Below are 23,706 nucleotides of genomic sequence, written 5' to 3' on the forward strand. Positions count from 1 at the left end.
ATGTTGATAAAATGTGCCCCGGGCAGTTGGTCCGCAATTCGGGGCCGTCGCATCATAGTGCCGGGCAATGGGGAGATCTCACAAAAAAAAATCAAATTTTTTCAGAAGCCGGTTTTCGATTTCTACGGGCCAGATGCTAACATTTTTCCTCATCAACCCGTTACCCTCTTGATTAACTCATCGACGCAAAACGACTAGTCAGTATGGCTTACTCCGCACCGGAAATTCCACAATCGCTCTGGCAGGGCCTCAAAAGGAGAGACTCGACCAGCCTGAGCGATTTGTACCGGTTGACTTACCACGACTTGCTGAACTTTGGAATGTATTTTGGGGCTACGGCCACCGTCGCAAAAGATGCTATCAATCAAGTTTTTGCCGAACTCTGGGAGCGGGGTGACCACCTGCCCGAAGTCGCCAATGTCCGTTCGTACCTCATTACGGCGCTTCGGCGCAAGCTCATCAAAGATTTTAACCGCGGTGAACGGTATACGGAATTAACTGACCTGGAAGTTGATAGTGAACCGTCGTACGAAGAACTGATTGTGCGAACGCAGGAACAGGAATTTCTGCAAAAACGACTTCGGAAGGCGCTTGACGAGTTGACTCCCCGCCAGCGGCAGTTGATCGAATTACGGTTTTTCCGGAATAAACGAAACGAAGAAATTGCCGAATCGACCGGCATGCACATCAATACGGTTTACAACACCTTATCGTCGGCGCTCAAATTGCTGCGGCAGACGCTGGTACCAGGTACAAAAGAAAAAACGACGATCGTTCATGTTTGGTGGTTGATTTTTGCCATATTCGGTCTGTGAGATTCCGCCTTTGGGCGGTACTATAGATCATCAAGAATCTAACAACCGGCCCTCTTTCCGGTTACCGAGGCATTCATGAAGTTCGAGAATTACACGACCGACGATTTTTTGATGGACGACAGTTTCGTAGCCTACCGCAGCGGCAGCGATTCGTCGGCCATCGCGTTCTGGACGGAATGGCAACTCCGGCATCCATCCAATCTGGCCGAGTTTCGGGAAGCCGAACGGCTATTTGACCTGCTGAGCGGCAAAAAGCCGGATATGGAGCAGTCGCTGGAGGAATTGAAGGGTCTCATTGCGGACCGGGAAAAAATCCGGGCGGTCGACTGGCAGTCGCGCTCGAAAAACGGGCGACGCAACTGGTGGATGCTGGCCGCGTCCATCCTGTTGGTGAGTGGGCTGAGCGGGTACTGGCTCTGGCAAAATCAGTCGGTCTCGTACCAAACGGATTTCGGTCAGCAACAAGTGGTCGACTTGCCCGATGGCTCCCGCGTAACGCTCAACAGCCACTCGCGCCTGACGTTCCGCCGGAACTGGTCAGCTACGGAAAGCCGGGACGTAAACCTGGAAGGCGAAGGTTTTTTTTCGGTTCGGCACCTGACGACGAACGCCCCTTTCCGGGTGCTGACCGACGGTGGGTTTCGGGTCGAGGTGCTGGGAACCGAGTTTACAATGACCAACCGTGACCAATTGAAACGGGTAGTGCTCAACCGGGGAAAAGTCCGGGTAGACGGTTCGTCCGATGGCTCGACCCTCACGCTGTCGCCGGGCGAACTGGCGCAACTCGATCGCCGGAGCGGGGCACTGATTCGGCGAACTGTGAAGCCCGAGCAGTACGATGCCTGGCGACGGAACCAACTGGTCTTCGAAGGAGCTACCCTGGCGGAAGCGGCCTGGCAAATCGAGGAGCAGTTTGGGGTGGACGTTCAGCTCGCGTCGGAGGTGGATACCGGTCGTCGGTTTTCCGGTATTTTGCCACTGAACGATCCCGAAATGATTTTAACCACATTGGCTACCTATAACGGGCTGACGGTCAGACGGCATGGCGACACCTATACCCTGGCCCGCTGAATCGCAGAATGAAGCTATTTTTACGCTACGGTTTGTCCTTTCGCGTCCGGCTATTGGGCTGGTTGACGGTTTTGCTGTTAACCAGTTCGCTGGTTCGTGCTCAGTCGCCCGTACCGTTGGAAAGTCTGCTGCAAACGCTCAACCAGAAGCGGGGTGTTTATTTTCTGTACGACGAAGGCTTGTTGTCCGGGATCAGCGTTGAGACACCAGTAAATTGGAAAGCCTCGACTGAAACCCTGCTCACAACGCTCCTGACCGGTACCGGACTAACCTTCCGGAAGTTGAATGACTGTTACCTGATCGAAGCGGGCACAACGGTAGGGCGGTCTCCGGTGGTCGGTTCCAGGGCGGTTCCGCGCGTCACCCTCAGCGGTTTTGTGCGGGAAAAAGATAGCCGTGAGCAGATCAACGGCGCGATGGTGTATGCCGGAAAAACCGCAACGACCACGAACCGGTACGGGTATTACGCGCTGACGCTGCCCGCCCGCGACAGCGTTGAACTGGTGGTGTCGATGGTGGGTTACCAGCGCGTCTACCGCCGGATGAGCCTTGCCAAATCCGTTTCGCTCGATATTGAACTGATCCCGAACACGTTGCTGGAAGAAGTGACGCTGACCAATGCCGCCGGGGAGCGGGCTTTTGGGTCTTCCAAAACCGGCCGGCTGATGCTTTCCGGTGAGCAGATTGCCAATACACCCGCCTTGCTCGGCGAAAAAGATGTGCTCCGGACCCTGCAGTTTGTCGCCGGTATTCAGCCGGGGCTGAACGGCCAGGTGGGGCTGCATGTACGCGGGGGCGGGGCCGACCAGAACCTGTTGCTGCTCGATGAAGCGCCGGTGTACAATGCCAATCATTTGTTTGGCTTTTTTTCCGCCTTCAATGTCGACGCGCTGAAAAACGTAAAACTGGAAAAAGGCGGTTTTTCGGCCCGGTACGGTGGTCGGCTGTCGTCGGTGGTCGACATGACCATGCGGGAGGGCAACAAACAAAAGCTGAGCGGAGCCGCCGGAACCGGCATCGTAGCTTCGCGGCTGTTGTTGGAAGGGCCCCTGATTCAGGAGAAAGCGTCGTTTCTGCTGGCCGCCCGGCGGTCTAACTTAAGCCCGGTTTTGGGCGATTTCATCGCGACGGTCGTCGAAGATTACAGCGGAACCGCCTGGAGAGCCAATTTTTACGATATCAACGCCAAGCTAAATGCCGATCTTAACCGCCGGAATAAACTGTACCTCAGTGGCTATTTCGGCCGGAATTACTTTGGCGGGGGCGATAGCCTGAACCGGACCCAGCGCTGGGAAAACGTGCTGACCTGGCAAAACCAGACCGGCAACCTGCGCTGGAATCACCTGTTTTCGGAGAAGCTATTCAGTAATACATCGTTGATTTTCAGTAATTACGATTTTGAAACGCACCGGAAGAACATTCGAACGGCTGAACCGATGGCCGGGCAAACAGCCAACCTCTGGCGGTATTTCGACGGCATTACCGATTTGACCTTCAAAGCCGACTTCGATTACTTTCCGGCGGCCCGGCACCATCTGCAATGGGGTCTGATCAGTACCTTCCGGGCCTACCGACTCAACGGTTTCCAGATTACGACCTTATCGACCCTGGGAAACCGGTCGGGGCAGGAGCGGACCGAATCGCTCGAAACCTCGGCCTACGCCGAAGACCACTGGGACCTGGGCAACCGTACCAAACTGGGCCTGGGTGGGCGACTGACGCATTACCGAATCGGGCAAAACACCTTTCTGCGGGCCGAACCCCGCCTGTCCGCAGCGTTCAGGCTCTCGGACAAACAAGCGCTTCGGGCTTCGTTTTCCGACATGAATCAGTTTGTGCATCTGTTGTCGAACACCGGTTTGGGCTTGCCGACGGATTTGTGGGTTCCGGCTACAGACCTGGTCAAACCGCAACGGTCGCGGCAGGCGGTTTTGGGACTGGTACACGACTTCAATCCCCGCTGGCAGTTGACTGTCGAAGGCTACCGCAAATGGATGCGCCATGTGATCAGTTACCGCGAAGGGGCCGATTTTATTGGAATCACCAGTGCCGTTCGGGCGGCTGAGGTAAGTTGGGAGCGCAACGTAACGTCCGGGAACGGAAACGCTTCCGGGCTGGAAACCACCCTGCAATCCCGTTCGGGCCGACTGACGGGCTCACTCAATTACACCTGGGCCGTTACGCGCTGGCAGTTTCCCGAACGCAACAACGGGAGGGAATTTTACCCGTTGCACGACCGGCGACACAGCGTTTCGGTAACGGGGCTGTATACCTTCAATCCCCGTTTGCGACTATCAGCGGCCTGGATCTACAGCTCGGGCAATCCGTTTTCGGTGCCGGTTTCGGGCGTGCCCAGTTTCGGGCATCTGGGACTGGGCAAACCGGATGTCAGGATTACGCCTTCCGAGCAGTTGTTTGGGACCGAAACGCCCCTGGTACAGGTGCAGACGGCGTTCAGCAACTTTCGGGCGCAGGCCAGTCACCGGCTGGATGTAACTGTTCAGGCGGATCTGGGCCGGGGACGGTTTCGGCACCGGCTCGAACTGGGGGCCGTCAACGCCTACGGGCGTCGAAATCCGTTTTATTACGACCTGATGATCAATCCCACGGGTGAACTTTCACTCCGGCGGGTGTCGCTGTTTACGTTTGTGCCGTCCTTGAATTACCTGGTTTATTTCTGACCATGCGAACGGGTTTTCTTCTTATACTGATCCTGTTGACGGGCGGCTGTATTCGCTCGGTAGACGAATTATCCGTGGATGCCCTGCCCATCGACCGGGTGACGAAACCGAATGTGATCTGTTTCATTTCCCCGCAGGACACGGTTTTGACGGCTAAGATTGCTATGTCGGAACCGCAGATTGTCTCGTCGTTTGCCGAATCGCTGGTGGTCAAAGACGCCGTGGTGCTCCTGAGCGACAGCAGCCGCAGCATTCAACTGCTTTACGACGACCGGCTGAAGTATTACCGGGCGGTTCCGCAGGGCCGGTTTACGATCCGGCCGGGCGTCACGTATCGCCTGACGGTGAGCATGAGCGGAGACCGAAGTGTGACCGCCGAGGCCACCGTTCCCCAGACCGTACCCATCGACCGGGTTTCATTGGATTCAACCGTCGCCCGGAACAGCGCCAACGCGGCCCTGACGACCTATACCACGACGGTCTACTGGACATCGCCGGGGGCAGGATCAGGTAGCCGGAACGCGAATTACTACCGGGGCTGGGCCGAAATCGACCAGGCTATAGTGGACCAGTCGACCGGTCAGTCCGTGAGCCCCCGCGTCAGCCAGCCTTCATTTTTTGTGGAACGGGAAACCGGGCAAATTGGAGCCCAACGACTCATGACCGGGACCCACACCCTGCTAACGGGGCCGAATACCGGAACACGCACACGACGGATTCGGGCGGGACTACTGACCACCGACGAGAATTATTACCGCTACCACACCTCGCTGCGGGAACAATTTGTCAATCAGGAGCAAAACTTTGCCGAACCAACGGTTTTGTATTCAAACATCGTAGGCGGTTATGGCGTATTTGCCGCCTTTAATGGATCGTACACGACCGTCAACGAGCCCGTGAGCAAAGCGCCCCACCAGTAATTTATTAGCCCTGAAACCGCTTGAAAAACTCCGCTTCGTAGCTCATTCCGATCGGAATTTCTTCCCCGGCCAGCGTGATCATCCGGTTTCGAACCTGCTCAATTCGGTTGAAGGCCACGATGTAAGACCGGTGTACGCGTACAAACCGCTCCGTCTCCGGGTCGGCTTCCTGGAGTTTTTGCAGTATGGTTTTCATCGTCATCCGGGCGACAATCGGGCGGTTGGCGCTTTGCAGGTGAATCTTCAGGTAGTCGTCCAGGCCTTCGATGAACAGAATATCCGAGAGCGCGATCTGGTGAAGCGTGTAATCGGCCCGAATGTACAGGTAGGCTTCTTTTGCCGAGCCCGGGGGATGACGGAGCCGGTGGTATTCGGTCGCTTTCTGAATCGCTTGCTGAAACCGCTCGAACGTAAACGGTTTTAACAGGTAGTCGATGGCATTCAAATTGAACCCTTCCACGGCGTATTCGGCGTAAGCCGTCGTGAAAATGACCATCAACTGGGCCGGAATGGCCTGATGAAATTCAATTCCGGAGACCGACGGCATGTTAATATCCAGAAAAAGCAGTTCCACGGGCGACTCGTGCAGGTAACGCAGGGCTTCGTCGGGCCGCAGGAACGTTTTGACCAGCTCAACGGAAGAAAGCTGACGACAAAAATGGGTCAGAACCCGCAGGGCGGGTGGCTCGTCGTCGAGGGCAATGGCGCGGATCATACGATTTCAATCGTTAAATCAACCGTGAAATCGGTCGGGATATTGGTAATGACGAGTTTGTGTCGGTCCGGATACAGCAGGTTCAGTCGGGCCTTCGTGTTTTCCAGGCCAATCCCGCCCGATGATTCGTTGTTTGCGTAAAACCGCACTTTTCGGTTAAATACGAACAGGGTTAATTGGGTATCAGACAGTGTAATGCGAATCCGGATCAGCGATTTTTCTTCAGGATTGACGCCATATTTAAAGGCATTCTCAATGAACGAAATCAGAATCAGGGGCGCAATGGACTTACCGTTGGGCCGTCCGCTGATCGAAAAATCGACCTGAACGGTATCGTCCAGCCGGAGTTTCTGCAAATCGACATAGTGGCCGATGTAATCGAGTTCTTTAGCCAGGGGGACCTCATGGCTGCCCGCATCCCGGATGACGTAACGCATTAACGACGACAGTTTTACAATGGCGTCGGCAGTTTGGCCCGATTGCTCGATGGCCAGCGAATAAATGCTGTTGAGGGTATTGAACAGAAAATGCGGATTAATCTGCGCTTTCAGGTACGCCAGCTCGGTTGCCATCTTTTCCTGCTCGGTTTGTCGCCATCGGTTGTTGATCCGGAGAAAAAGTGACACAAAAATTCCGACCAGAAACAGGAACAAAGCATGGCTCAATTCAAAGCCAAACGGCGGTTTTTGGGGATGTTCGCCAGCTACGGGCGGTGGTGGATGATTGAGAAACAAATCCTGCCGGTCGAGCAGCACCAGCCCGGCGATCAGGAGCAGAAAACAGCCGATAATGCTGCCGATATACCCAACGTAGTGACGCTCAAAATACAACCGGGGAATCAGGACGTAATGATGGGTGTAAAAAAACGCCAGCATGAACAGGTACGATAGAAAATTCGTCCGTTCGTGGGGATTTTGCAGCAGTTCGCCCAAACCCGGAAAACCGTTCGGCGCAAAGATGTAGGGAAGCGCCAGAAAAGCCAGGCCGATCAGGATATGAATGAAAAGGGGCGGAATGCGTCGTTTCATGGGCTCTAATTCCCGGTAAACTACAAAACGCGCGCTTGCCGTGAAAAGGATTGCGGTAGAAAAGGGAAATGTATCGACGTAATTGGAAATGAGCCGCTAAAATAGCTATTTCAGGCTGTAACTACCTAGCCCTTACGACAATGCCTCCCTCTATTCCGCCTACTTTTCACCTGGGCCTGTGCATGGCCGGGGCCATTTCGGCCGGTGCCTACACCGCCGGTGTCATGGATTACCTGCTCGAAGCCCTCGACCGCTGGGAACAGGCCCGTTTGTCGGGCAAACCGGGCGTGCCGGGCCACCGCGTGATGATCGATCTGATGACCGGGTCTTCGGCCGGAGGAATGACCGCGCCCATCACGCTGGCCACGTTGCTCGACCGGGAAACCGAACACATCTCGGATGCTACGTACCGCTATTTCACGGGTAAAAACCGGCTTTACGAAGCCTGGGTAAACCTGACTGCCGATGAAATGCTGCCCACGCTGCTCGGCACCGGGGATTTGACAAAACACGGTCCGGCCTCGGTCCTGAACTCGGATTTTATCGACGACATCGCCGATGCCATCATGCGGGTGCCCCGGCAGCGCAAGCTCACTGACATCCCCTACATCGCACCGGATCTGGAAATCTGTCTGTCGCTCAGCAACCTGACCGGCATCCGCGACGACCTGCGGTTTGCCAACGACAGCGACCGCGAACCGACGCCGAACAAAGCGGTGCAGGAGCGAGGACGCCGGGAAGTCAACGACCGGTTTCTGACCATCAACCACCGTGATTTCGGGCATTTTATTTACGGTAACGAATACCAGAACGACGGCCGGATTCCGTTCACGCTGGCTCCCAACGACCCAAACCGCTTGCTGTTGGCCGAATGTACGAAGGCCACGGGCGCTTTTCCGATCGGCCTGCGCTGGCGGAAAGTAAAACGCAAAGGGATGTATCTGAACCAGAGTCCGTTGATTAACCCGTATGCCACTGAGGCCGCCTTCCGGCATGTGACCGTTACGAAACCGCTTTTCAACGATGACTTTGATTATGAGTCGGTGAATGTCGATGGCGGCATGCTCAACAACGAGCCTTTTGAGATTGCTAACCGTTTACTCTGCCTGCGACACGGGGCCAGTGCCATCAACAACGATCCGAACCTGACGGCGGGGAGTGTGTTGATGATCGACCCGTTTCCGAGCGTCGACGACGGAAAACCGTTTCTGCCCAAAGGTAAAATTGCCCTGCTGGACGTAATCGGGCAGTTGTATTCGACCATGCGGACGCAACTCCTTTTCAAACAGGACGAGGTGGCCGATGCCGTGAGCCTGACGAAATTCAGCCGGTTTTTGATGGCGCCTACCCGAAAAAGCCGGGGCGGTCGGGAGTACATTGGATCGCAGGCCATTGCCTGCGGGTCGCTCGATGGATTTGGTGGGTTTATCGCACGGGATTTCCGAACACACGATTTTCAGTTGGGACGCCGGAATTGCCAGCGGTTTTTGCAGCGGTATTTCTGTGTGCCGTACGAAACGACGAACCCGATTTTTTTGCAGGGATACGCCGACCCGGTGGCCCGGAAGCGGTTTACGGTTCGGCGCGAAGATGGCTCGCTGCACCTGCCCATTTTGCCCGATATCAACCCGAAACGAATCGGTTTTCAGCCCCAGGTCAAACAGCCGGTGTTCCCAGTTTTTCACATCGATACCATCAGCCGGATGGTTTATCAGAATCAGGATGCGATCGAGGAGCGGGTTTCCGAGCTTCTGAAGGGCCACGGAGCTCCGAAACTGTTGCGCATCGCAGCCGGTGTTTTCGAGCAGCGGCTGGCGCCGGTTGTCTGCGAATTGATTCTGGACCGATTGGCCGAGCATGGACTCGTTTCCAATGAGAAGTAAACAAACAGGTGCTGTCCGGACAAAAACCGCCTGAACAGCACCTCTTCCCGGGAAGAATCGACCGGTTTACTCCGTCAGATTCTTCAAGTACGCAATGCTCTTGGGTACCTGCTGGCTCCAGATATTGCTCTCATCTTCAATGAAATAGTGTTTGATGCCGACCTTTTTGGCAGTTTTCAGCACCATCGGCATGTCGATCTGGCCGGTTCCCAGAATCACGTCGTTCTCCTGCGGGGTTCCGCCGGTCAAATCGCCTTTCACGCCTTTTTTGAGGTCTTTAAGGTGCATCAATTTCCAGCGACTGCCGTATTTGTTCAGGAGTTTAACTGGATCGGCACCTCCGTGCGTGGCCCACAGAATATCCATCTCGAACGAAACGTACTCGGGATTGGTGTTTTTCACCATGTAATCGAACAGCGTACCGTCTTCGTAGGGCTGGAATTCAAAACCGTGGTTGTGGTAGCAGAACGTCAGGCCGTTTTCTTTCAGCACTTTCCCGGCGCGGTTAAAATCTTCAACGGCTTTCTTCGCGTTTTCGAGCGTAAAATTGCCGCGTTGGTGCGGAATCCAGGCACACATCACGTACTGGGCCCCCAGTTCCTTCGCCTTCTGAACCACGTCCATCGGGTCTTTCACCAGTTGCTCGTAGCCCGCGCCCGTCGCCGGAATGCTGATGTTGCGGTCTTTCAGCATTTTCTTGAACTCGTCGGCAGTCACACCTTTCGGTACCCCGCCTTCCATTTCGGTAATGCCCAGCGATTGAATCGTATCCAATGTAGCTGCTACGTCCTTCGGGAAGCTATGGCGGTACGTATACGCCTGAATGCCAATCGGAAAGGTGTAAACTTTCTTGCCCTTCTGGGCAAAACCGGGGCTCAATTCAAGCAGGAGCGGAGCCAGTAGCAGCAATACAAAACGGTTTTTTAGCATGGGTTTAGTCGTCAACGTGAATTAATGCAATTTGTCGTGCAGCAATTTAATAAAATACCCACCGACTACCGAGCGGGCCTGAAAACCGACCTGCTTGCCATCGGTGGTTTCGTGCCAGTCGCTGAGCGGCACTCGGCTTGGCGTCTGGTCGGCAAACTTGTAAACCGGCGCGATCAACTGCTGAAAATCCTGCGGCTGGTCGGCAATGGTAGCGGTCCAAATGATCCAGTCTGATTTGGTGTAGGTCCGGCGGCTGTCGAGCGGCAGGCCAAACGGTTGCTGTTTAGTCAGGTAATACTGGATTTCTTTCTGCGCGACATCTTTCGGGAAAATGTTCAGATCGAGCAGTCTATCCCACACCAGGTTGTATTTCTGGCTCCAGCTTCCCTGCGGTCTGTCGAAGGTCAGGGCGTAGTGGTCGCCATCCTGCGCCATTTGGGTCCATTTCTGGGCCAAGTCGCGGGCCAATTGGAGGTGCTGCTCGCCCAGGTCGGTCTGGCCGAGTTGCTTCGCCAGGTAGCCGTACGACGCGATGCCCATGATGGCCTTGATGCTCAGGTTGGCGTTGCGGGCCAGGTGACCGGCAAAATCGTCGGTGCAAAGCTGGTTGGCGGGATCAAAACCGTCTTTTTTGAGGTACTCCACCCAGGTCGTCAGCGTCGGCCAGTGCTGTTTAGCGTAGTTGGCATTCTTCTCCACGGCGGCAATGGCGGCCGTCAGAATCAGCATGTTCCCGCTTTCTTCCACCGGCATATCCTCACCGTAGGTCTGCCCGTTGGCGAGCGGATAGGTGCCGACGTCGTGGGCCGCAAACGGTTTGGTCCACTTTCCGCTTTCCGAATACTGAAAAATCGGTTCGAGCATTCCTTTCAGCAAGGTCGGGTTGTACACCAGGAACTGCGGGGCCGAGGGGTAGGTCACGTCCACGGTACCGATGGAGCCGTTGCTGAAGTTTTCTTTCGAGAAAAACAGCACTTCGCCCTTCGGTCCGGCCACGGTTTTATGGGCCGCAATCGCTTGCCGGTACACCAACTGGCAGAGGTCGGCATACGGTTTTCCACCCGATTTTTCGGCGTCGGCATAAAGCTGCTGATCAAACTGGCGGCATTTTTCCACTAAAGAAGAATAGTCTTTTTCGGCGGCTGCCAGCATTTTTTCGGCCGTCATGCTTTCATCCCGTCGCCACCAACCCCGCAGGTTCTGCCCGAAATACTGCACGGAATAAATGTCGTCGTAGCCCAGAATCACATGGGCGGTTTTGGGCGTTGGCCCGACTGAACCGAGCGACTGCGCAACTGCCAACGAACGCGCATCGGCCGCAGCCGGTTGCAGGGATTCATCGGCTACCTTGCCCTGACTCACAAAACTGCGGAACAGAGCCGCCGGTTGCCCGATGCCGGTTTGCGTGGTTGCCGCCGACGGAGCCGCCAGCAACGCGTATCCCCAGTCGATCCGGACATCGTCGCCCTTGCGGCCCAGCACCTTCTGTTCGGTGGTGCCGATCGACAAAACCGTCAATCCGTCGGCCGACGACCGCTTGCCGACCACCTGCTGCATGGGCTGGTGAACGCTTAACAGGCCGGATGCCGCCGTATACACCTGCACGGTATGCGGTTTCCCGTCCATCGATTGGGCCGAATAGGTGATGTATGAGGCCGGGCGGGTGGCTACATCCAGGTTGTCGAGCAGGAACGGGGTTGTAAACGTCACGGTCAGGGCGACCGGGCCAGCGGCAAACTGGTATTCGGTTTGGGTGGCTTTTACGCTGACACTTTTCTGTTCCGCCAGTGCGATGGACGCGCCCAGATTAACTTTCCGTTCGTCCGACAGCCCCACGTCGACGAAAGCACCCCCTCGCGGGTTGAGGCACTTGACTGCCAGCACGTTACTACCTTTTTTGAGGGCGGCTTTGGCGGCCGGGGCAATCGGAAAGATTTTGTAATCACCGACGTAGCTGGGTCCGCTGTCGTAGGCCTGGACGCCGTTGAGGTACACCACCACATCGTCGTCGTGGCTCATGTACAACACCAGATTCTCGAAATTCAGGTCACTGAGGTTGACCGTCCGGCGGTACCAGACCTCCTTGGTTTTCCAGAGCGTAGCCGGTTTGACCGGGTTACTGGAAGCGCCGTCGCCGATGGGAGCCTGCCCGGTTTTCCAGTCCGCTGAGGGTTGGAATGCCGGTTTTTCCCAGCCCTCGGTCGGTTGCTGAAACGTGTAGGTCAGCGAATACGGGCCGGTTTGGGCCGTTGAAACGACGGTTTTGAGCGTGGTCAGGGTGCTGCCCATAAACCGGTACGTCCGGCCGTCGACCCGGATCAGGCCGTCGAGCGGGTGGTTTTTGCCGGTCCAGTGGCGGGTGGGCGATTCGTTGAGTTTGTCGCTGAATGCCCAGATGCTGGTGTAGGGGTCAATCGTCACGAGCGGATAGGCGGGTGGCCGTTGGGCCCAGACTGAAAAATGAGTGCCCAGGCTGAAAAAGAAAAGAAAAAGCAAAGAAACAGATCGCTGTCGCATCAGAACAAGGTTGGTTACGTGCAATTTTGTCGGGAAAAGGGTCAACAAATCAAACGGCACGAATGTACAAAAAATCATGGGATGTGCCGACCTCCTCCTGCAAAACCGCCCCGCCAACCCCGCAGGGGTTGACTATGGATAACCCCGGGTGCAACCCGGGGAGGAGGAGGTGGAGGGGTATAGGCACGACGACCTGCACCGGCTCCCCCGGCACGGTCATCGCCCTGGCTCCTCCCTCGTACTGACTCACCTCCTCGTACTAGCTCCTCTCCGGGGTGATCCTCACCTCGCTCTGGACTAGCTCCTGGCCGGGACTGGCTCCTCTCTGGGGTCATCACCTCGCCCCGGGTTGCACCCGGGGTTATCCACGGTCAACCCCCTGCGGGGTTGGGGTGTTAGTGGCTAAAAATGTTGGTGGCGAGAAAGGCGTTGCGAAACTTGCCGTTGGGGTCGTATTCGGTCAGTAACTTTCGAAATTCGGGCAGTTTTTCATACCGTTGTTCGAGTTGGGCGGGCGGGATGGTAAACAGCTTTCCCCAGTGCGGGCGCACTCCGAACGGCGCCAATTCCTTCTCGATCAGCGGCAGCACCTTTCTGACGGCTTCCCACTCGGGCTTCCAGGTGAAGTGAATGGCTACGGAAGGCTGTTGGTAACACGGACTCATCCACAAATCATCGGCGTCGATGGTCCGGATTTCCGAAATCAGCAGGTGCGGGCTGATGCGGTCGCGCAGGCGCTCGACGGCCAGGATGGCGTCCACGGCGTTGCGATGCGGTACAAAGTACTCCGACTGTAACTCCTTGCCGCTGCTGGGCGTGAAACCCATCCGGAAATGCGGCAACCGTTCGTACCAGGGGCCGGGAACGCCCATCTGCTCGGTGCAATGGATGGCGGACAGTTCGGCGATGGGGTGCAGGTTTTTGGTGGCTAGTTTGGCTCCGTAAAATTCCGGTTGGGCCGCAGCCGGTTTTCCCGCGCCGACGCGTTCTTTCAGCCATACCTCATTGATGCGTTTTTTTTGCCAGTCGGTAAACAGGCTGACGCTGTAGGCGCTGGACTCGATGGCGTCAAAATGCAGTTTCAGTTGCTCCAGCGGCAGATTTTCGTACACATACTGACGCATTTGAAACGTCGGCTGAATGTCGAGCGTTACTTTTGTCACGACGCCCAAACCGCCCAGGTGAACCACGGCCGCCCGAAACTGCTCCCCGTCTTTCGCCCGCGACAGGGTCCGGACTTCGCCATTGGCCAGCACGATTTCCAGACCCGAAACCGCCGTGGCCAGGTTGCCGTTCTTCGTGCCCGACCCGTGGGTGGCGGTTGCGCAGGCCCCGGCTACGGAAATATGCGGCAGCGACGCCAGGTTATGCACGGCGAACCCTTTGCTGTCCAGGTAGGTAGCCAGCTCGCCGTACTTGATGTTGGCATCGACGGTGACGGTTTTGGCTTGAGTATCCAGCGCCAACACCTTGTTCAGCTCGACGAGCGAGATGAACTGGTGCTGACTGTCGGCAATTCCGTTGAAACAGTGGCGCGTACCGAGTACTTTGAACTTGTCGTATTTTTTAACCAGTTGCGGAACCTGGGCCAGCGATTGGGCGGATGCGAGGTTGCCCGTGCTGTACCGGTAATTGCCGGCCCAGTTGGTAAGTTGATCGTCAGTCATCCAGCGTGATAAGGGTGATAAAACCGGCGTTGCCAGCAAACTTGAAGATAGTTTCAGGAATGTGCGCTTTTTCATGGTACCGGAGTTTAGGAGGGTTGAGTTGCGCCGGTTTCAGCCAGCGACCCATTTCCATAAGGCAGAAAATCGCCTTTCATACTGTCGGCCGATACCGTTCGCTAAGTTCTGTATAAAGTTGGCGGGGAAAAAGCATTTGGCGCTATACTGGCAGTAAAATTGTCCCTGACTCGGGTACAAAACCGCGTCATCAAAAACCGCAAAACCGTTATGAAGCTGATTCTGGAAACGAACCAAAAGGAAGTCGATACCGTCAAACTGGCCCTGACAAAATTTATCAACGAAGCGAAAAACCAGCCCGCAACGCTCCAGAAATGGGGGTTGAACCAGGTGGACCTGGCCCGCATCGAGCGGTTTCGGGATACCCTGAATGTGGCCCCGCTGACCGAATAACCGGACGGAGCCACCGGTTTCAGAAAGTTGATGATCAGGCGAGACTATCCTCCAGCAGTGGGGCAGGTTTGGAATGTTTTTTAGACCTCGACGCCAACAGCCAGATGATGCCCAGCACGGCGTACGATGTCAGCACCAGTGTGGGAAGTTCATACCGGTTTTCGCCCGAAGAAGCACTGATGAAGATGGCCAAAACCGATAGGCCCAGCCCCGCGCCGAAGAAATAACAGGTGTTGGTGATGCCGGAAGCTAGACCGTGGTGGTCGCGGGGAACATCCTGGACGGCAATCCCCATCAGGCTCGTAAAGCAGATCAACATCCCGCTGCCCGTCACACAGGCCGCCGAGAGTAACAACAGGAAAAGTTGGCTTCCCCCCTGAACGGAGCCAAACAACAACAACCCGCCGGTCGTCATCAGCGACATCCCCAGAATAGCGACCCCCCGACTGCTCAGGGTTCTGAACAGGTACGGCAGCAAGGTTTTGGAAAGAAAAATCGACGCAAAACTGAACGGGAATAGAAACAGACCGGCTTCGGCGGCCGTGTAGTGCATACTCTTTTGGGCAATCAGCGACACCAGAAACAGATAACCGGAAAAGAACGCCCCCAGCAGCAGCACAACGCCGTTGCCGGTGCGGGTATTCGGACCTCGCAGTACACTAAAATCAATCAGCGGTTCAGGCTGGTGGCGCAGCCGGGCGCAAAACCACAGCCCGCCCGCTACCAATGCGCCGACCAACCCGAGCGTTCGGCCCGGATGGTCTTTAAGGTGGACCAATTCGTGAACCAGGTAGGTGAGAATCCCAATCAAAACCGTGATTAATAAACCCGACAAAATATCCGGGAAGGCTTTCGGCTGGGCGGTTTTTTCATCGGTAACATGAAGGTACGCCATGCTGATTGTCAGCAGCAAAATGGGTACGTTAATGAAGAAAACCCATTGCCAGCCCAGGTAGGTGGCGATCAGCCCGCCCACCGACAAACCGCTGCCGGAGCCCACGGCGGCAAAGGAACTGAAGATCGCCAGGGCCTTGCTCCGTTCGGTGGCATCGGTGAAGGCGTTGGAGATAATGGAAAAAGCCGAGGGCATCACCAGCGCAGCCGCGATGCCCTGCACCACCCGAAAAAACGCCAGTGCCGCGAAAGACGTGGCAAAACCGGCGCCCAGCGACGTGACCAGAAACAGCAGCGAACCGACCAGGAAAATGGGTCGTCGGCCGAAAGTGTCGGTCAGTTTGCCGCCCACAATGAGCAAACCGCCGTAGGAGAGCAGGTACAACGTTTGAAGCCATTGCACGTCGGCATCATTCAGAGCAATCTCCTTCTGAATCAGCGGCATCGCCAGGTTGATGATGGCAATGTCGAGGGCTTCGACAAACACCCCCAACGAGGCTGTGATGAGTAAGATGTTTTTCCGGGTGATCATTAGTACGTTGCTATTTGTTCTGTGCAAAATTAGTTTTGTCGTTCACTGGAAACTAGAAAGAGTGTATGTTTGGAACAAATGCATAAATTGATGTCTACTTGCAGAACAAGTCAATTTTTTTGAGGAATTATGGAGCCGAAAACAGAACAAGCACGGAGCCTGACGGTAGAACTGGATCAAAAGGATTACGAGATCCTGCGGTTGTTGCAGGACAATGCCAAGCTGACCGTCCGGGAAATTGCATCGAAAGTACACCTGAGCGCCACGCCGGTGCACGAGCGGATCAAGCGGATGGAGCAGCAGGGCGTCATCCGGCAGTACGCGGCTTTGCTTGATAACCGGAAAGTGGGGAGGGGGCTGATGGTGATTTGCCAGGTTTCGCTGAAAGAACACGACCGGAAAACCGCCCAGGCGTTTATCGACGGCGTGAGCGGTTTTCAGGAAGTGGTGGAATGTTACAACATCTCCGGGGATTTCGATTTTATGCTCAAAATTGTGGTCGACGACATGGACAGTTACCATCATTTCATGGTCAACCACCTCAATGAAATCAAAGGCATCGGCCAAACCAAAAGCATCTTTGTGATGGCGGTGCTCAAGGAGGTGCATCACCGGGTGTTCTGAGGGCGGTTTTGCCGTAGTTATCCGCTATCTTGCTGAAGCTGCTTGCGGTTTTAAGAGGAAAGTTTTTTGTACTTTCGCTGAATTGATTTACTACATTGTTACCGAAAGTGTACAGTCTTTACACCTGACAGCGCCGGGCGGTCAACGACTCTGTCAGCGGGCCAAAAGGCTGAAAATCATCATAAACTCTGACAGGGTCGTTGACCGCCCGGCGCTGTCAGGGTTTTTACCGTCTCAACAGCCGTTGTCTCTTTTTTTAGCATCATGAACACAACCTTATCCCTACCGACCAATCAAGTAGCCAAAGCCCGCATCGCGACTCAATTGATTTTTCTGGTTTGTGGCCTGGGAATGTCGAGCTGGGCGCCGATGATTCCGCTGGCGAAAGATCGCCTGGCGCTGAACGATGCCGATCTGGGGCTCTTGCTGCTGTTGCTGGGGGGCGGTTCCATGCTCCTGATGCCGACCTCGGGCTGGCTTGTGGGGCGGTTGGGCAGCCGCGTCGTGATGGCGGGTGCGGCCCTGGTGATGGCGCTGGTGCTACCGCTTTTGCTAACACTGTCGTCCACCGCTGCAATGGCTGTGGCGCTCTTTGTGTTCGGGGCCAGCATCGGGACCATCGATGTGGCGATGAATGCCCACGGCGTGCAGGTACAGAACCTGTACGGTAAGCCCATCATGTCGTCCCTGCACGGCCTGTTTAGCGTGGGCGGTTTGTTGGGCTCCCTGGGCCTCGGTTTTTTAATGAAGGTGGGACTCAACCCGGTTTTCGCCATTTTGAGTATTGCGGCCCTGATGGTGCTCATCACGCTTACCCAGTACCGACACCTTTTTTCGGCCGGGGTGGAGCAACAGGCCATCGCCCGGTTTTCGGCCCCGGATCAGCAGCCCAACAGCGCCCCGAAGCGCTTCGCCTGGTTGCGGGGCAGCGTCTTGTTTCTGGGGTTTCTCTGTTTTGCCATTTTCCTGGCCGAAGGCGCTATCCTGGACTGGAGCGCGGTCTTTCTGCGGGATAGCAAAGGAACCTCCACGGAGTTTGCCGGCGTGGGCTACGCGGCCTTCTCGGTGGCCATGGCGACGATGCGGTTAGCGGGCGACAAATTGGTGGCCCGGTTGAACGGCAAAACGGTGGTGGTCGGTGGTAGCCTGATTGGGGCTGTCGGACTGGGCTTGGCCGTCCTGAGTCCCTGGGTCGTTGGTGTCATCGCCGGTTTTGTGTTGCTGGGCCTGGGGGCGGCCAACATCGTGCCGGTGTTTTTCAGCGAAGCGGGTCGACTCCCCGGTATTTCGCCGACCGTCAGTATTCCCGCCATTACGACCCTGGGCTACACCGGTTTGCTGACCGGACCGGCCTTGCTGGGCTTCATTGCCCATCATTTTTCGCTGTCGATGGCCTTCGGTTTTGTCATCCTGCTGTTGGTGCTGGTCGCGCTGGGCTATCAACTAAACGGAAAGGTGAAGTAACGGAATTCGAACGTTCTTGAAGCCTGTCGAAAGTTCGTATGCGGTTTTAGGAAGACTGTATTTATAAATTCGTTGACAGAAAATTACCTAATCAGCGATCAAAATGGAGACGTTGGATGACGATTTGACGGATAAAAGCCGCGAGTGGTTGCTGGAGGAAGTCAAAAAGCTTCGGGAAGCCATTCGGGAACACCGCGACAGTACCGGGCATGACTTGTGCTGGCATCACCCTAGATTATGGGGATTGTTGCCGGAAAAGACGCTGCCGGAGGTAGCCGTTCCGGCCTGGCCTCAGTTCATGCGGGGATGCATCAAATACCGGCAGTCGTTGGAGGCACAACTTCCCCAGGCTCCCATTGAAAAACGGGAAGCCGACTGACGCAATTTTTTGCTTGCACCAGGGTTTTCACTCCTCAAACAACTCCACTTTCGTTACCGCCCACTCCCCCGCGATCAGAGGCAGACCGCGCAGGACACCCCGGTTGTTGGTGCAGATGAGATACAGATCGCCCGACTGGAAGATGGCGACAATTGTCTCGCCGGAGGTTTCCGACGGTTTGCCGACGGTTTCGGTCAGACTTAGGTTGTTGTCATCGAACGTGATCGAATAAATCCGCTGGTCGGTAGTTTCGTAGCGGTGTTTCAGCATCGACTTCCGCAGAATACCGTACACCTTTTCGGCTTCCTCGGGGTTCTTGGTGGCAGGAACGAAGAATTTCATTGATCGTTTAACGTTTGATGTTTAAGGTTTAACGTTTTTCGTTCAAAGTTACTTGTTAAATAAAGCAGGGGGAAGGTTTAGCCTTAAACGTTAAACCTCACCTCAAACCTTAAACGTCAACGTATTCCGCTCCTGATCGACAAATCCGACGGATTCATACAATTGCCGGGCGCGGCTATTGTATTTTTCAGTTTGCAGCAGTACGACTGAGACACCCAGGTCCGGAGCAATCCGCTGAATCTCGTGCAGAACCTTCCGGCCCCAGCCCGCACCCCGGTGGACCTCCTCTACAAAAAGCTCGTCAACCAGGGCGGTTTTACCTCCGAACTCAAATGCAAAACCGTACGTCAGCGCCACGTAGCCGATGGGCTTATGATCCGTCTCGATCAGCCAGAGGGAGCCAAGCGACGGATTCGTCATCACTTCCTGAATAAGTCGCTTCCGCAGCCGTTGGTCGAATGGGTAGCTGAAATGCTGGCAAAACGTCTCCATCAGACGCAGCAACGTGTCCGCGTCGGCGGACGTGGTCACTAAACGGATCAGCGTGGTTGCGGATTGATGTGTCACCAAAGAAACAGAGCTCAGGCGGCAAAATACGGGAAAGTTTAAAAAAACTTCCTTTTTTTCTTGACTCTCCCCTTACGTCATAGCCTACATTTACCGCATCAATCGCAGGAACGTTGTGAGTATGAGAACCTATTCGGTAAAAAAACTAGCGAGTCTGGCAGGGGTAAGTGTGCGCACGCTTCACCACTACGACCGCCTGGGTCTTCTGAAACCCTCCGTTCGCACGGAAGCCCGGTACCGGCTGTACGGCGAGAAAGAGCTGATCCGACTGCAGCAGATCCTCTTTTACAAGGAACTGGATTTTCCGTTGCTGGAAATCCGGCGGGTGCTGGAAGATCCTGAATTCGACGTACTCCGGGCGCTGGAAAGTCACAAAACCGCCCTGCGCACTCGGCGGGACCGACTCACGACCTTGCTGGAAACGATTGATAAAACCATTTCAACACTTAAAGGAGAAACAATCATGTTAACAGACGACGAATTATACGCCGGTTTTCCGAAAGAACAGGCGGAAGCCTACCGGCAGGAAGCTGCTGAGAAATACGGTGCCAAAACCATCGAAGAATCGGAGATGAAGATCCGCAAGCTGGGTAAAGCCGGTTTTGAAGCCTTGAAAGCCGAAGGGGAAGCCATTACGCACGCCCTGCTCAGTCTGATGGACCGCGACCCGGCCGACCCGGCGGTGCAGCAGCAGGTTGCCCGGCATTATGCTCTCATCCAACAGTTTTGGGGTAGTTCGGTCGCCAACGGCGACACGCTGGCTGCTTACCGGGGGCTGGCCCAGGTGTACGTGGATGATCCGCGCTACACCCACCCAAACGGTCTGCAAAGTGCCGAGTTTGCCCGGTTCATGAGCCAGGCGATGAAGCACTTTGTAGCGTTTAAGGTTTGAGGGAGTACCCACGGACTTTAGTCCGTGAGTTGCTAGTTACTCACTGAGAAAGCTAACACTCACGGACTGAAGTCCGTGGGTACGTTTACTTATCAAAATAATGCCGCATGAACAACAACTGGGCGTGGACGGCATTGTTCCAATACGGCCAGTTGTGCGCACCGGGGCGCGTGATGTACTCGTGGGCAATGTTTCGGTAAAGCAGTTTCTCGTGAAGCTCGTTATTGACCCGGAAGAAAAAGTCCTCAGTGCCACAGTCGATAATGAGGGCCAGGGAGTTCGGGGTGAGCAGGTGGAGCAGATTGATGACGGTATGCTGTTCCCAACGGTCGGGGTATTGGGCGTAGGGGCCGAGTCGTTTGGCCATATCCCAGTTGTTGGGAAAAGGCCGGATGTCGACGCCCCCGCTCATGCTCCCGGCAGCTCCGAACACATCTTGATGTTTAAACGCCAGGTACAACGCCCCGTGGCCGCCCATGCTCAGGCCCGTGATGGCGCGGCCTTTCCGGTCTTTGATGGTTTTGTAACGACTATCCACCCAGGTCACCAGCTCGGTCGAAACATAGGTTTCGTATTTCCAGGCAGGGTCGGCCGGACTGTCGAAATACCAGCTCGAAAAATTGCCATCCGGGCAGACGATGATGGTCTGGTAGGTATCGGCGGCTTTCAAAACCGAGGGCGCTTTTTTGACCCAATCGGCATAATTGCCGCTGTGACCGTGGAGCAGATACACCACCGGAAATGCTTGACCATTGGTATAGGAGTCCGGCGTCAGGACCACGGCTTTGATGGTCTTCTTCATGGAAGGACTATACGTCTCGACGGTATCAACTTTCGACGCCAACACGGTTTGGCAAAACAGAACGAAAAGGACTAGAAGGCGTAGCATACGGTTTGAAGTCATGGGTTTTGGGATTGGGCATGGGGTATAGGGGTAAGAGCAGAGGGCACGGGGCATGGGGCAGAGGGGGGGTGACACGTTCTTTCGATTGCGGAGTACCCTATGCCCTTACCCCCATGCCCTCTGCCCCTCCGCAAAAATAGCCCTGATTTCCAAACTTTTTGTATCTTCATGGATCCAATTGGCTTCAAAACAAACGCATGAAACGCCTATCTCTTCTTTGCCTGCTCATTAGCAGTACGGTTTTCGCCCAACTTCCGACCAAACGACCAATTCAGCCTTCCGACATTCTCCGATTACAAAACATCAATGACCCACAGGTGTCGCCCGATGGAAAATGGGTGGCCTATACACTCTCGTCGGTCGACAAGGAGAAGGATAAACGCAATACCGACCTCTGGATGATTAGCTGGGACGGCAAGGAGTCGGTTCAGTTAACCAGCAGCCCCGACGGCGAATCGTCGCCCCGCTGGAGCCCCGACGGGCGGTTTTTGTCGTTTGTGGCCACCCGCAACGGTGACAAGGACAGCCAATTGTGGCTGCTCGATCGGCGCGGGGGCGAAGGCAAAAAATTGACCGAACTCAAGGGCGAACTCGAAGAATATGAATGGGCACCGAACGGCAAAACCATCGCGCTCGTGATTCGGGACAAAGATTATTCGGATTCAGCAAAGACCAAAATCCGGAAACCGTATGTCATCGACCGCTATCACTTTAAAGAAGATGCCAAAGGCTACCTCGATCGCCGGGCGGCTCACCTGTATCTGTTCGATGTCGAAACCCGTAAACTCGACACGCTAACCAACGGGAATTTCGATGAAACCTCGCCGGTTTGGTCGCCCGACAGCAAGCAGCTTGCGTTTGTCAGCAATCGGACGGTTGAGCCTGACAAAAATGAAAATACGGATCTCTTTGTGGTAGAAGCGAAACCGAAAGCGACGCCGAAACAACTCACCACCTGGGCGGGCTACGACCGTAATCCGGTCTGGAGTCCGGATGGTTCACAAATTGCGTACCTGCGCTCGACGGCTGCGACCAATTTTATCATGTACGACCAGCCGGTTTTGTCGGTCATTCCGGCGACGGGTGGCGAACCGAAACTGGTATCGGTTGCCCTGGATCGACCGGTTCGTAACCCTCGCTGGTCGGTGGATGGGAAGTCGATTGCGGTTTTGGTCGACGATGACCGCCGGACCTACGTAGGCACATATGAACTGGGGAGTGGGAAACTCAACCGCCTGGCGGGGGGCGACTGTGCTTTTGCCGATCTGGAACAAAACCCCAAAGGTGGCTGGGCGACGCTCATGAGCAAACCGCAATTGCCGAACGAGATTTATGCCGTTGAAAACGGCGAAGTGCGTCGGTTGACAACCATTCAGGATGCGTTCGTGGCTCCGTTGCTGCTGGCCAATGTAGAAGGCTTTACGTCGAAGAGCAAAGACGGTACGCAGGTCTCGAACATGCTGTTCCGACCTGCCAATGTTTCGGCCGGGCAAAAACTACCGACGATTCTATTCATTCACGGCGGCCCGGTGGGGCAGGATAATTTCGGCTTCGACCTATCGCGGCAATTGCTGGCGGGGGGCGGTTATGTGGTGGCCGGGGTCAACTACCGGGGCAGCAGCGGACGCGGACTGGCCTATTGCAAAGCCATTTACGGCGATTGGGGGAATAAGGAAGTGGCTGATATTCTGGGGGCTGCCGATTACCTCGTTGCCAGCGGTATTGCCGATCCGGCTAAATTAGGCATCGGGGGCTGGAGCTATGGCGGTATTCTGACCAACTACACCATCGCTACCGATCAGCGGTTTAAAGCAGCCGCCAGCGGGGCTGGAAGTTCACTGCAAATGACCATGTACGGCTCCGATCAGTACGTCAACCAATACGAAAACGAACTGGGCGCACCCTGGAAAAACATTGACAAATGGCTGAAAGTATCGTATCCGTTTCTGAAAGCCGACCGGATCAAAACGCCAACGCAGTTTATGGGGGGCGAAAAGGATTTTAACGTACCGATTGCCGGAAGCGAACAGATGTACCAGGCGCTGAAATCGCTCGGGGTACCTACGCAACTCATCGTTTATCCTAACCAATTTCACGGTTTGTCAGTCCCGAGCTATCAGACGGATCGTTTTGAACGGTATCTGAAGTGGTTTGATCAATACCTAAAAACCTCGGTGGCGGCTTTGAGCACCAGCGCCAAGTAGGCAGTTCCGTATACAACAGTATTCCGAAGCCCGCGGCCCAAACCGCGGGCTTTTATGCTATTATCATAATTTCCATGAAAAAGTAGATTTATCGAATGGGAAATTTACCCCTCTTTCGTCCCATTTGCTAAAATCTATATCATAATTCGATAAAATTCATGTTATTACATTGAATTGGTGATTAGCCAACTTATTCTCGCCTACCTGAC

Annotated in this window: 20 protein-coding genes; 11 read left to right on the top strand and 9 right to left on the bottom strand. The window is 55.2% G+C overall.

The features are described 5' to 3' along the window. The first annotated feature begins 203 nt into the window (after positions 1-203). The 4 genes from ACO2Q8_RS20150 to ACO2Q8_RS20165 all read left to right on the top strand — a co-directional run bounded on the left by ACO2Q8_RS20150 (position 204) and on the right by ACO2Q8_RS20165 (position 5,487). Entirely contained in the window at positions 204-815 is a 612-nt protein-coding gene (locus tag ACO2Q8_RS20150; protein WP_423346646.1) for an RNA polymerase sigma factor, read from the top strand. A gap of 75 nt (positions 816-890) precedes the next feature. Further along, positions 891-1,886 (top strand): FecR family protein, encoded by a 996-nt coding sequence (locus ACO2Q8_RS20155; protein ID WP_423346647.1) that lies wholly within the window; start codon positions 891-893, stop codon positions 1,884-1,886. Between the two features lie 8 nt (positions 1,887-1,894). Then, positions 1,895-4,567, top strand: coding sequence for a TonB-dependent receptor (locus ACO2Q8_RS20160; protein WP_423346648.1), 2,673 nt, complete (start codon positions 1,895-1,897; stop codon positions 4,565-4,567). A gap of 2 nt (positions 4,568-4,569) precedes the next feature. Further along, the gene (locus ACO2Q8_RS20165) at positions 4,570-5,487 is read left to right on the top strand and encodes a DUF4249 domain-containing protein (RefSeq protein WP_423346649.1); all 918 of its coding nucleotides are present in this window, start codon (positions 4,570-4,572) and stop codon (positions 5,485-5,487) included. A gap of 4 nt (positions 5,488-5,491) precedes the next feature. On the opposite strand, the gene ACO2Q8_RS20170 is transcribed toward ACO2Q8_RS20165, so the two are convergent. Together ACO2Q8_RS20170 and ACO2Q8_RS20175 are read right to left on the bottom strand one after the other, a co-directional pair. Then, a complete protein-coding gene (locus ACO2Q8_RS20170; RefSeq protein WP_423346650.1) occupies positions 5,492-6,202 on the bottom strand; it encodes a LytR/AlgR family response regulator transcription factor in 711 nt (236 codons plus the stop codon). Beyond that, positions 6,199-7,230 (bottom strand): sensor histidine kinase, encoded by a 1,032-nt coding sequence (locus tag ACO2Q8_RS20175; protein WP_423346651.1) that lies wholly within the window; start codon positions 7,228-7,230, stop codon positions 6,199-6,201. The genes ACO2Q8_RS20170 and ACO2Q8_RS20175 overlap by 4 nt, the downstream gene beginning before the upstream one ends. 140 nt (positions 7,231-7,370) lie before the next feature. On the opposite strand from ACO2Q8_RS20175, the gene ACO2Q8_RS20180 reads away from it, so the two are divergent. Further along, entirely contained in the window at positions 7,371-9,113 is a 1,743-nt protein-coding gene (locus ACO2Q8_RS20180) for a patatin-like phospholipase family protein (RefSeq protein WP_423346652.1), read from the top strand. Positions 9,114-9,179: 66 nt separating this feature from the next. Here ACO2Q8_RS20180 and ACO2Q8_RS20185 read toward each other — a convergent pair whose 3' ends face one another. The 3 genes from ACO2Q8_RS20185 to ACO2Q8_RS20195 all read right to left on the bottom strand — a co-directional run bounded on the left by ACO2Q8_RS20185 (position 9,180) and on the right by ACO2Q8_RS20195 (position 14,302). Continuing rightward, positions 9,180-10,043, bottom strand: coding sequence for a sugar phosphate isomerase/epimerase family protein (locus tag ACO2Q8_RS20185; RefSeq protein WP_423346653.1), 864 nt, complete (start codon positions 10,041-10,043; stop codon positions 9,180-9,182). Positions 10,044-10,064: 21 nt separating this feature from the next. Continuing rightward, complete coding sequence (locus tag ACO2Q8_RS20190) at positions 10,065-12,560, bottom strand: glutaminase domain-containing protein (RefSeq protein WP_423346654.1); 2,496 nt, start codon at positions 12,558-12,560, stop codon at positions 10,065-10,067. Positions 12,561-12,955: 395 nt separating this feature from the next. Continuing rightward, complete coding sequence (locus ACO2Q8_RS20195; RefSeq protein ID WP_423346655.1) at positions 12,956-14,302, bottom strand: D-arabinono-1,4-lactone oxidase; 1,347 nt, start codon at positions 14,300-14,302, stop codon at positions 12,956-12,958. A gap of 159 nt (positions 14,303-14,461) precedes the next feature. Here ACO2Q8_RS20195 and ACO2Q8_RS20200 point away from each other — a divergent pair, with 159 nt between their 5' ends. Further along, the gene (locus ACO2Q8_RS20200) at positions 14,462-14,695 is read left to right on the top strand and encodes a hypothetical protein (RefSeq protein ID WP_423346656.1); all 234 of its coding nucleotides are present in this window, start codon (positions 14,462-14,464) and stop codon (positions 14,693-14,695) included. Positions 14,696-14,729: 34 nt separating this feature from the next. Here the strand turns inward: ACO2Q8_RS20200 and ACO2Q8_RS20205 are convergent, their stop codons facing one another. Then, entirely contained in the window at positions 14,730-16,121 is a 1,392-nt protein-coding gene (locus ACO2Q8_RS20205) for an MFS transporter (RefSeq protein WP_423346657.1), read from the bottom strand. Between the two features lie 129 nt (positions 16,122-16,250). Here ACO2Q8_RS20205 and ACO2Q8_RS20210 point away from each other — a divergent pair, with 129 nt between their 5' ends. The 3 genes from ACO2Q8_RS20210 to ACO2Q8_RS20220 all read left to right on the top strand — a co-directional run bounded on the left by ACO2Q8_RS20210 (position 16,251) and on the right by ACO2Q8_RS20220 (position 18,588). Further along, complete coding sequence (locus ACO2Q8_RS20210) at positions 16,251-16,745, top strand: Lrp/AsnC family transcriptional regulator (protein WP_423346658.1); 495 nt, start codon at positions 16,251-16,253, stop codon at positions 16,743-16,745. A 264-nt stretch (positions 16,746-17,009) separates the two neighbouring features. Next, positions 17,010-18,209 (top strand): MFS transporter, encoded by a 1,200-nt coding sequence (locus tag ACO2Q8_RS20215; protein WP_423346659.1) that lies wholly within the window; start codon positions 17,010-17,012, stop codon positions 18,207-18,209. A 103-nt stretch (positions 18,210-18,312) separates the two neighbouring features. After that, positions 18,313-18,588 (top strand): hypothetical protein, encoded by a 276-nt coding sequence (locus tag ACO2Q8_RS20220; RefSeq protein WP_423346660.1) that lies wholly within the window; start codon positions 18,313-18,315, stop codon positions 18,586-18,588. 27 nt (positions 18,589-18,615) lie between these two features. Here ACO2Q8_RS20220 and ACO2Q8_RS20225 read toward each other — a convergent pair whose 3' ends face one another. Both ACO2Q8_RS20225 and ACO2Q8_RS20230 read right to left on the bottom strand, forming a co-directional pair. Then, entirely contained in the window at positions 18,616-18,930 is a 315-nt protein-coding gene (locus ACO2Q8_RS20225; RefSeq protein ID WP_423346661.1) for a hypothetical protein, read from the bottom strand. Between the two features lie 102 nt (positions 18,931-19,032). Continuing rightward, on the bottom strand, positions 19,033-19,497 hold the full coding sequence (locus ACO2Q8_RS20230) for a GNAT family N-acetyltransferase (protein WP_423346662.1): 465 nt from the start codon (positions 19,495-19,497) through the stop codon (positions 19,033-19,035). A 121-nt stretch (positions 19,498-19,618) separates the two neighbouring features. Between ACO2Q8_RS20230 and ACO2Q8_RS20235 the strand changes: the two genes are divergently transcribed. After that, positions 19,619-20,389 carry a MerR family transcriptional regulator gene (locus ACO2Q8_RS20235; protein WP_423346663.1) on the top strand — a complete coding sequence of 257 codons (771 nt, stop codon included), beginning with the start codon at positions 19,619-19,621 and terminating at the stop codon, positions 20,387-20,389. Between the two features lie 85 nt (positions 20,390-20,474). Here the strand turns inward: ACO2Q8_RS20235 and ACO2Q8_RS20240 are convergent, their stop codons facing one another. Continuing rightward, positions 20,475-21,278 (bottom strand): alpha/beta hydrolase, encoded by an 804-nt coding sequence (locus tag ACO2Q8_RS20240; protein ID WP_423346664.1) that lies wholly within the window; start codon positions 21,276-21,278, stop codon positions 20,475-20,477. 212 nt (positions 21,279-21,490) lie between these two features. Between ACO2Q8_RS20240 and ACO2Q8_RS20245 the strand changes: the two genes are divergently transcribed. Next, positions 21,491-23,497 (top strand): S9 family peptidase, encoded by a 2,007-nt coding sequence (locus ACO2Q8_RS20245; RefSeq protein ID WP_423346665.1) that lies wholly within the window; start codon positions 21,491-21,493, stop codon positions 23,495-23,497. Positions 23,498-23,706: the final 209 nt, after the last annotated feature.

The organism is Larkinella sp. VNQ87 (assembly GCF_049445795.1).
Taxonomy (GTDB): Bacteria; Bacteroidota; Bacteroidia; order Cytophagales; family Spirosomataceae; genus Larkinella.

What these genes read in the sequence shown, in the direction of transcription:
- ACO2Q8_RS20150 (WP_423346646.1), top strand. Translation starts at nt 204, where the DNA reads ATGGCTTACTCCGCACCGGAAATTCCACAATCGCTCTGGCAGGGCCTC.
- ACO2Q8_RS20155 (WP_423346647.1), top strand. Translation starts at nt 891, where the DNA reads ATGAAGTTCGAGAATTACACGACCGACGATTTTTTGATGGACGACAGT.
- ACO2Q8_RS20160 (WP_423346648.1), top strand. Translation starts at nt 1,895, where the DNA reads ATGAAGCTATTTTTACGCTACGGTTTGTCCTTTCGCGTCCGGCTATTG.
- ACO2Q8_RS20165 (WP_423346649.1), top strand. Translation starts at nt 4,570, where the DNA reads ATGCGAACGGGTTTTCTTCTTATACTGATCCTGTTGACGGGCGGCTGT.
- ACO2Q8_RS20170 (WP_423346650.1), bottom strand. Translation starts at nt 6,202, where the DNA reads ATGATCCGCGCCATTGCCCTCGACGACGAGCCACCCGCCCTGCGGGTT.
- ACO2Q8_RS20175 (WP_423346651.1), bottom strand. Translation starts at nt 7,230, where the DNA reads ATGAAACGACGCATTCCGCCCCTTTTCATTCATATCCTGATCGGCCTG.
- ACO2Q8_RS20180 (WP_423346652.1), top strand. Translation starts at nt 7,371, where the DNA reads ATGCCTCCCTCTATTCCGCCTACTTTTCACCTGGGCCTGTGCATGGCC.
- ACO2Q8_RS20185 (WP_423346653.1), bottom strand. Translation starts at nt 10,043, where the DNA reads ATGCTAAAAAACCGTTTTGTATTGCTGCTACTGGCTCCGCTCCTGCTT.
- ACO2Q8_RS20190 (WP_423346654.1), bottom strand. Translation starts at nt 12,560, where the DNA reads ATGCGACAGCGATCTGTTTCTTTGCTTTTTCTTTTCTTTTTCAGCCTG.
- ACO2Q8_RS20195 (WP_423346655.1), bottom strand. Translation starts at nt 14,302, where the DNA reads ATGAAAAAGCGCACATTCCTGAAACTATCTTCAAGTTTGCTGGCAACG.
- ACO2Q8_RS20205 (WP_423346657.1), bottom strand. Translation starts at nt 16,121, where the DNA reads ATGATCACCCGGAAAAACATCTTACTCATCACAGCCTCGTTGGGGGTG.
- ACO2Q8_RS20210 (WP_423346658.1), top strand. Translation starts at nt 16,251, where the DNA reads ATGGAGCCGAAAACAGAACAAGCACGGAGCCTGACGGTAGAACTGGAT.
- ACO2Q8_RS20215 (WP_423346659.1), top strand. Translation starts at nt 17,010, where the DNA reads ATGAACACAACCTTATCCCTACCGACCAATCAAGTAGCCAAAGCCCGC.
- ACO2Q8_RS20220 (WP_423346660.1), top strand. Translation starts at nt 18,313, where the DNA reads ATGGAGACGTTGGATGACGATTTGACGGATAAAAGCCGCGAGTGGTTG.
- ACO2Q8_RS20225 (WP_423346661.1), bottom strand. Translation starts at nt 18,930, where the DNA reads ATGAAATTCTTCGTTCCTGCCACCAAGAACCCCGAGGAAGCCGAAAAG.
- ACO2Q8_RS20235 (WP_423346663.1), top strand. Translation starts at nt 19,619, where the DNA reads ATGAGAACCTATTCGGTAAAAAAACTAGCGAGTCTGGCAGGGGTAAGT.
- ACO2Q8_RS20240 (WP_423346664.1), bottom strand. Translation starts at nt 21,278, where the DNA reads ATGCTACGCCTTCTAGTCCTTTTCGTTCTGTTTTGCCAAACCGTGTTG.
- ACO2Q8_RS20245 (WP_423346665.1), top strand. Translation starts at nt 21,491, where the DNA reads ATGAAACGCCTATCTCTTCTTTGCCTGCTCATTAGCAGTACGGTTTTC.